Source organism: Nocardia shimofusensis NBRC 100134 (assembly GCF_001613125.1).
Classification (GTDB): Bacteria; Actinomycetota; Actinomycetes; order Mycobacteriales; family Mycobacteriaceae; genus Nocardia; species Nocardia shimofusensis.
The window spans coordinates 45,238-52,389 of record NZ_BDBT01000036.1 but is presented as its reverse complement, the minus strand read 5'-3'; the positions used below and the strand labels follow the sequence as shown (position 1 = coordinate 52,389).

Annotated in this window: 7 protein-coding genes; 1 reads left to right on the top strand and 6 read right to left on the bottom strand. The window is 63.9% G+C overall.

Annotation, left to right across the window (positions count from 1 at the left end; genetic code table 11):
* The 6 genes from NS3_RS29330 to NS3_RS25690 all read right to left on the bottom strand — a co-directional run.
* Positions 1-580: hypothetical protein (locus NS3_RS29330; protein WP_157101540.1), on the bottom strand; the 580-nt coding region annotated here is incomplete at its 3' end.
* A gap of 54 nt (positions 581-634) precedes the next feature.
* A complete protein-coding gene (locus NS3_RS25710; RefSeq protein ID WP_157101539.1) occupies positions 635-1,168 on the bottom strand; it encodes a hypothetical protein in 534 nt (177 codons plus the stop codon).
* A gap of 128 nt (positions 1,169-1,296) precedes the next feature.
* Positions 1,297-2,184: an aminoglycoside phosphotransferase family protein gene (locus NS3_RS25705; RefSeq protein ID WP_067864830.1), complete on the bottom strand. Its 888-nt coding sequence runs from the start codon at positions 2,182-2,184 to the stop codon at positions 1,297-1,299.
* 214 nt (positions 2,185-2,398) lie between these two features.
* Positions 2,399-2,689 carry a hypothetical protein gene (locus NS3_RS25700; RefSeq protein ID WP_157101538.1) on the bottom strand — a complete coding sequence of 97 codons (291 nt, stop codon included), beginning with the start codon at positions 2,687-2,689 and terminating at the stop codon, positions 2,399-2,401.
* A gap of 171 nt (positions 2,690-2,860) precedes the next feature.
* On the bottom strand, positions 2,861-3,757 hold the full coding sequence (locus NS3_RS25695) for a phosphotransferase family protein (protein WP_084495919.1): 897 nt from the start codon (positions 3,755-3,757) through the stop codon (positions 2,861-2,863).
* Entirely contained in the window at positions 3,754-5,034 is a 1,281-nt protein-coding gene (locus NS3_RS25690; protein WP_067864825.1) for a helix-turn-helix domain-containing protein, read from the bottom strand. The genes NS3_RS25695 and NS3_RS25690 overlap by 4 nt, the downstream gene beginning before the upstream one ends.
* An 865-nt stretch (positions 5,035-5,899) precedes the next feature.
* Between NS3_RS25690 and NS3_RS25685 the strand changes: the two genes are divergently transcribed.
* Positions 5,900-7,141 (top strand): cytochrome P450, encoded by a 1,242-nt coding sequence (locus NS3_RS25685; protein ID WP_245649813.1) that lies wholly within the window; start codon positions 5,900-5,902, stop codon positions 7,139-7,141.
* Positions 7,142-7,152 lie beyond the last annotated feature (11 nt).

Genomic DNA, 7,152 nt, shown 5'->3' with positions numbered 1-7,152 from the left:
AGCGGTGCTGCTCACGCTGATTCGCCAGGGACTTGCCCGCCGCGAGCGCCTTCGTGAACGCTTTCTGTCGCCCAGGATCCTTGCGCTCCCGAACCTGCTCCCGTGCCTGCCTGCCGACACCCGGCAGTTCGAGTTGCTGACCTCGTTCCAGTTGCAGTCCGAGCGCCCATATCTCGCGAGCCTCAGCCCTCGATACAACCCGGTGGGTGAACTGTTTCGGGAAGTCTCGTTGAAGTCCCTCGATCAGTTCGCGAACTTCTTTCGACACGTGTTCGCCCTCGACCGAACGTAGCACGTGATAGTGGTTCCCATTGTTCTCGAGAAGGACTCGCACGGCGTGTAACTGCTTCTCGTCCTTCTTGCCCTCCAATCGACCGGACTTTTCTTCGATCGACCGTATGCAGCCGTCCGCCTTCTTGAACTTATCGAAACGAACCGCGCCTGCGTGAGTATTCAGTATCCCCGACTGCTTGATATATCCATTTGCGCTGTCTCGGAAAAACAGGTCCGCGCCGTTCTCGAAAACTCTTCCACGCGTGTTGTTGTCAGTGCTTCTGCGATCCCTGTCGTATCCGTCCATGGCTGCGCCAACCCCCGAATGATGGAACGGCGGTGAAGGGTTTATATGTAACTATCAATCGGTGTCGATGCTGTTTCGCTCCTCTTCGCGGTATCGGGCGTAATCCCGAATTGTCGCGGATATCTCGGAAAACATCCCCTCGTACCGTTCGGGGGCATAACCGATCATGCTGTCCATCAGAAACCAGGCGGTAATTTCGTCTTCGTCCGCTGTGTCGAACCGCAGCGCTGGATTGACGTGATCATAAAAGGAGTGCTCGCGACCGAACCACTCGTATTCGATCCATGTCGCGCCCGCGAATCTGATGAAGCATTCGCCGATGAAGCAGATGAAGGCATCCGCCATGTCCGAATTCTCCGGAGCCAGAGCGGTAGCCATGTCCGGGAAGAGGTCGGCGACGATGGGGTTCAGTCTTCTCACTTCTGCCGAGTCCTCCGGCCATGGCTCCGCGGGAAGCTCGCTGATCCCCGCGTGCTCCAGGAACTTGCGGACCTGTGCCTCGCGGCGATCAGGATCCACCCACTTCCCCCACTCAGTGCGTTCGACGGGAACACCGAGATCCATGACCAATTGATCGTCGTTGCTCATGCCCTTCCTTCCGCTCGTCCGAACCTCACTTGCGTGCTGCTGCATGAGATGGCAGTCACCGGTTGCTCGCTAGATGATCGGGATGTATCGAATACGCTCAGCCGAGAAGTCTATTCCGGATCGAGGAATCAGTATTGGGCCTTCCATCCGGTCCATGGCCGTGTGCCGTGTGACCCGCGCAAGCATTCGACACGGTGGCGGGCCTGGTCACGAAGGTGCGGCTTCTCGGCCGCCTGCTGCGCCAGCCATGCGGTCATGCGGAATTCCCTGATGTCTCTGAACAGTTCGAAGTCGGGGGCCTGGGTAACGTCGTACCCATAGGTGTCGACGAACTCGGTGTACCGCTGTCGGCTGATCCATCCGCATGTCTTGTAGTCCACCGCGGTCTGGGTGAGATCCCATTCGGGTGGGCCGATGCTGAACCGCTCGAGGTCGATGATGATGGGTTCGCCGGTGGAAGCGGTGACGATATTGCCGTCGTGTGCGTCGCCGTGGATCGCGCACAGCGGCCGACCGGTGCGAGTGTCGGACCATCGGTGCCGGAGGGTGTCGAGACGGGCGCGCATCCAGTCTCGGTCATTGTTGTTGAGGCTGGTGGCGGCATCTATTCTGCGATCCAAACGAGCGAAGGGGTCGAGCGTGGGGATGCCTGTTCGTGGGGGCGGAAGACTGTGCAATCTGCGTAGCGCGCGTGCGACGGTAGCCGGGCTGCTGTTGGTGTGCGGTGGCAGTTCGTGCCAGAACGTCACCGGTCGATCTCCGATCAGGACCGGCTGATCATCGACATCGCCGAGGACGCGCACAGCCGGGGTGCCCGTGGACTCGAGCCACCGCGAGACCGTGATCTCACGGCGCGCGACTTCGAGTTGGCCGGGGCGCGAGATGCGGGCGACGATGGCGGGTGCCAGGCGGTAGATGGCGTTCTCGCCGAGGCTGATGACCTCGGCTTGTGCCGATGAGATGCCGACGGCAGCGCATGCCTGCTCGAGGATCGCGCGTGTGGGGTGTTCTGTCATCACAGCGCGGTGCGTGCGAGTCGGCGGCGGAGGTGAGTGACGTCGTCGAGCGTGGGGTGTGCAGCGGCCAGTGTTCCGAGCTCGCGGAGGTAGGTGTTTGCGCGCTGGGACCGCACGTGTGCGGCGTCATCGATAGCTGAGTGAGCGATGGTCGTCGCTTCTCGAGGGTCGCCGGTCGCCATAACGAGGGACGCCAGCGCGAGGCCGGCGCTTCTCACGCGAGAGTCGAGATTCCGCACCATGCGGCGAACCCTCGGAGGGTGTCCGTCGCCCGTGCCTCCTGCCGGGCCATCGCCCGCACCGTCTCGTGGACCATCGGGTGATAGCGCGTCTGTGTCGGCGCGATCCGCTTCGCCACCTGTAGTGCGCTGAACGCGCCCTCCTTGTCGCCGATGAGCTGGAATCCGCGTGCCAGGTCGATGTAGTGGTGGCCGAGACGTTCCCGAGGTGTCGACTCGGGCAGATGTAGCCCCTTCGCCCGCTCCACAGCGCGTGCGCCGTCCATCAGTTCCACGGCGAGACCGACACTCCAGATCGCGGCGTTGGTGGGACCGAAGCACAGCCGGTAGTCGTCGCGATCCGCGCCGAGCCTGGCGGCGGTCTCCTGTGCTTCTTGTAGGTGGGCGTTGCCGTGAATGGCCCACCGCGGTTGATCGGGAGCGATGGCCGGACCGGGTCATCCCAGAGCCGCCCATCCTGGCCACGGTCGCGGTCCTCGCTCGCCTCTGATGCACATCAATCTGTGACGTGCCTGTTCGGTGTACATCGGCTTGCTCGATGCCACCTGGGCGGCCATAGTTGCCATGCGTAGTTCTCGGATGTCGCGGAGGAGTTCATAGCCCTCCCAGGTCATCACGTCGAAACCGTAGACATCGCAGAACTCGGTGTACTGATTCTCGGTGATCCATCCGAACGATCGCCACTTGATCGCCGTGTGTACGAGATCCCACTCGGGTGGGCCGATCGAGGTTCGCTCGAGGTCGAGGAGTACTACTCGGCCGTCCTCTGTCGCGACGATGTTGCCGACCCACGCGTCACCGTGGATGACGCACCACGGCCGTCCGGCTGGGAGTTCATTCCAGCGCCGCTGCAATTCGGAAAGCCGCTCGCGTAACCATTGCCGATCTGCCTCGGCCAAGATGTGTGCGGCGGCAATTCGCTGTTCCAGGCGAACGAACGGCGCTATCCGGCCGAGATCCAAATCCGTTGGCAATGGCAGTTGATGCAGTTGTTTCAGCACTGCGGCGACTTGGGCGGTGGTGCTGTGGCGGTGTGGTGGCAGTTCACGCCAAAAGGTCGCTGCTCGGCCGTCGATCGCGATTGGTTGGTCGATACCTGGCGCAACCTGAACAGCGGCGACACCCGACGCCTCCAGCCAACGGGCAACCCGTGTCTCGCGGAGTGCCGCCTGAAATTGCCCTTGCTGGCTGATCCGAACGACGATTCCTCCGCGAAGTCGGTAGATCGCGTTTTCACTGATCTGTATCAGCTCCGCGTCGTCGGCGTCGAGACCTGCCGAGTTCACCGCCGCGCGTATGAGAGCCGGCCAGTCGCAGTCCTCGGCCGCAGTCATGCGTGGACCAGGGCGCTGTCGATCAGGGTCCGCATTTCTGCGACTTCCTCTGTTTGCCTGTGGGGTTCGGCGAATGCGCGAAGTTCACGCAGATCGTCAGCTGCACGGCGGGACCGTAGCTGCCCAGCGTCTGCCAGTGCGGCACGCCCGATGAGACTGGCTTCTATCGGATCGCCCGTGGCCATCGTGAGTGAGGCCAGCTTGATGCGCGAAATAGATCGTGAACGAACGAAAGCCGCACTGTGCCCGTGGACAGCCGCTTCGAGACGACTTCGAGCTTCGCTGACAAACCGGCCGTCGAGCGCCAGGTCGAACAGAGCGTGCCCGGTGTCGCCCGAGTGCTGGGCGGCGTCGTAGTAGGCCATCCAGGGAGGATCGTTTGACGGTGATGCCTGCGCGAACTCGTCGTCTGCCTGACCGACTGCCCGCGCGGCCTCCTCGGTGCGATGTAGTTTTGCGAGCGCTCGTGCTCGCGCTGAATGCAGCATTGCCCGTTCGGTCGCGGTGAGTCGATCGGCCCGGACCATTGCCAGTTCGATGAAGGTCAACCCGTCGTCGGGATTTCCGCACCAAATGGCTTGGCGGGCCATCGAGGAGAGGATCTTGCCGCGGAGGTGCCAGTCACCGACCTCTTCCGCGCAGGTGAGCCCGAGCTGAAACATGCTGCGAGCGTCAGCATGGGCGTATGCGTCGAAGGCCATGAAGCCTGCGGTGTGCCCGAGGAAGCCGACTGCGCTGTGCAGTTCCGCCCGGTGCCTCTCGGCGCACCTGGCACTCAGCAACTTCACTGCGTAGCGCAGTTGAGCTGAGACAGCCTCGCGTACCAACCCGCCGCCGTAGGTGTGGTCCCAGGAGTTGAACTCGCGCGCAGCCGTCCGCACCTCCTCGACCTCGGTCATTCCCACGGTTGCCGGTATAGGTGTCGGCTCGATCCGCCCGAGCAATTCGAGCAGCGGCTGGTGGGTCACTGCCGCCACCGTGACTCCAAGCGCCGCGCGGACGAACTCCTGGCGGTTCACCTGATCGAGCGTAGCGCCGGAATCGACAGGGAGCTTGAACCACAACTGCTCGGCAGGAATGCCCAGGGCGTCAGCCCAACGGATCAGCTTGGACAGTTGTTCCGGGGCCTGCCCATTCTCGATGCGACTGAGCTGCGCTTGGGTCAACCCGAGCCAGTTGGCAACCAGCTCCTGCGGTAGAGGGCGTCCGTGGAACGGGTGGGTGCGGTAGGCAAGAATGACGCGGCCCATGTGCCAGGTGGCGAGGGCGTCGCGCATCTGGTCGGTCTGCCAGAAGGCACGCGGCAGGATCGGCGGCTGTTCTCTATGCGCATGAGATGCAGTTCTGCATGGTGCACAGATTGATTCGGAATTGAATCTGTTCAAGCGCGTACCGCAACCGGTGCAATAGTGCTGTTTCCGAGACTTCCGCGTCATATCGGGCGGCCCCCTGAGGTTCGGGATTATCGTCATCCGCTCTGATCGGAGTGACCCTACCGAGGCTGAGTGCCGGACACCATGCGTTCCGCGCATAACTCGTCTTCGTCAGTGTGATGGCGGTACTCGTCCGATCAGCATCGCTGAGCCGATCCTCGAATCGGTCGTTTGAGACAACGCGCTATGCGCGGAATGCATGGCGAGCCACCGATTTGCGGCATAGCTGGAGAGGCTGTCCTCGGTAGAAGCTGATGGCGAGAAGCCCTCTGTGCGAACTCAACCGTGGCTGCTGGCCTCGAGACCGCGCCTCAGAAGCGTCCGCCCTGTTCATGGCACTCGTCGATGCGTCCGAGTGCACAACGTATCCGCATATCAGAAGACTGAGGGGGAGTCGATGTCCGAACTCGCAACGATGTTGTCGGTGGTGGTCGGCGGGCCGGTCGGCTTGGCGATCGTCTGCTTCGTCATGCCGTTGCTCATTCAGCTACACCGCCGGCCATACCGCAGCCCGAGCGCAATGCGGCTGGCGGGCGCACCCGGCTCTCACGCCGCTGATCGCTCGGGACACGCGCGATCCATGCGCCCGACGACGCGCGCGCAACGGCCTTCACGAGGCCACCGCCGACATCGCGTCGATTTCATCCCGTATGCGCAGCGGCGGGAACTACCCCTCCCTGCAACACCATCCGGCTGCCCCATCCAGGGAGTGTCCAACCCTCGGGGAAAGGTCCGGGAGCTGCCGTTCGAACAGCCCGACGCCCGTATCCCGATCTACACCGAGGACTTCGCCGCCGACCCGCACGCCGCCTATGCCAGGATGCGCGAGCCCTTCGGCTCCCTGGCGCCGATCTGGCTCGCGCCGGATGTTCCGGCGACCCTGGTGATCGGCTACTGGACCGCCCTGAAGATCCTGCACGACCCCGAGCATTTCCCCGCCGATCCACGAGCCTGGCAGCGCGACATCCCACCGCAGTGCCCGGTGCTGCCGATGATGCAGTGGCGTCCGAACGCCCTGCGCAGCAGCGGGACAGAGCACGCGCGCTATCGCTCTGCCACCGTGGAGGCGCTCGCCCGGGTGGATCTGTACCGCACCCACAAGGTGGTCGAGCGGATCGCGGTGGCGCTGGTCGGCGAGTTCTGTGGCAGGGGCCGGGCGGATCTGATCTCCGATTTCGCTTCGCCGTTGGTGTTCGCGGTGATCGGCGAGCTGATCGGCTGCGATTCCGACATCAGCGCGCGGGCGACGACGGGGATGGCGATGATCTTCGACTCCACCGCCGACGCCGCCGAGGGAAACCGCCTGATGGTGGAGGCGTTGGCCGAACTCGTGCGCCGCAAACGCGCCAGGCCGGGGGAGGACATCACCTCCTGGCTGCTGGCCCATCCCAGCGCCCTCACCGATGAAGAGGCAGTCCACCAGCTGGTCACCCTCTACGGCGCCGCGAGCGAGCCGCTGACCAATCTCATCGTCAACACCTTGTCGTGGATGCTGACCCACCCGGACTTCGGCGGCGAGGTCGTCGGCGGCGGGCTGTCGACCCGAGATGCGCTCACGCACGTGCTGTTCCGTGACCCGCCGATCGCGAATTTCTGCATGTCCTATCCGCGTCAGCCGCAACTGGTCGACGGCGTGTGGGTGCCGGCGCATCGGCCGGTGGTGATCAGCCTGGCCGCGTGCAACAACGATCCGGCCGTGGTGGGCGGCAACATTCGCGGCAACGAGTCGCACCTCGGGCTCGGGGCTGGGCCGCATCGTTGCCCCGCGCGGATGCTTGCCGAGCTGATCGCCGGGGAAGCGATCGATCAGCTTCTCGACGCCCTACCCGAGATGATGCCGGCCCTGCCGCACGAGCGGCTGCGGTGGCGGCCGGGGCCGTTCCACCGGGCGCTCGAGGAGCTGCCCGTCGTCTTCACACCCGTTGCGCCGCTGTCCGTGCCCACCCGCTGAATGCAAAGGCG

Bases quoted from the DNA above. Each gene is read 5' to 3' on its own strand.
- NS3_RS25710 (WP_157101539.1), bottom strand. From the start codon at position 1,168: ATGAGCAACGACGATCAATTGGTCATGGATCTCGGTGTTCCCGTCGAA.
- NS3_RS25705 (WP_067864830.1), bottom strand. From the start codon at position 2,184: ATGACAGAACACCCCACACGCGCGATCCTCGAGCAGGCATGCGCTGCC.
- NS3_RS25700 (WP_157101538.1), bottom strand. From the start codon at position 2,689: ATGGACGGCGCACGCGCTGTGGAGCGGGCGAAGGGGCTACATCTGCCC.
- NS3_RS25695 (WP_084495919.1), bottom strand. From the start codon at position 3,757: ATGACTGCGGCCGAGGACTGCGACTGGCCGGCTCTCATACGCGCGGCG.
- NS3_RS25690 (WP_067864825.1), bottom strand. From the start codon at position 5,034: ATGCGCGACGCCCTCGCCACCTGGCACATGGGCCGCGTCATTCTTGCC.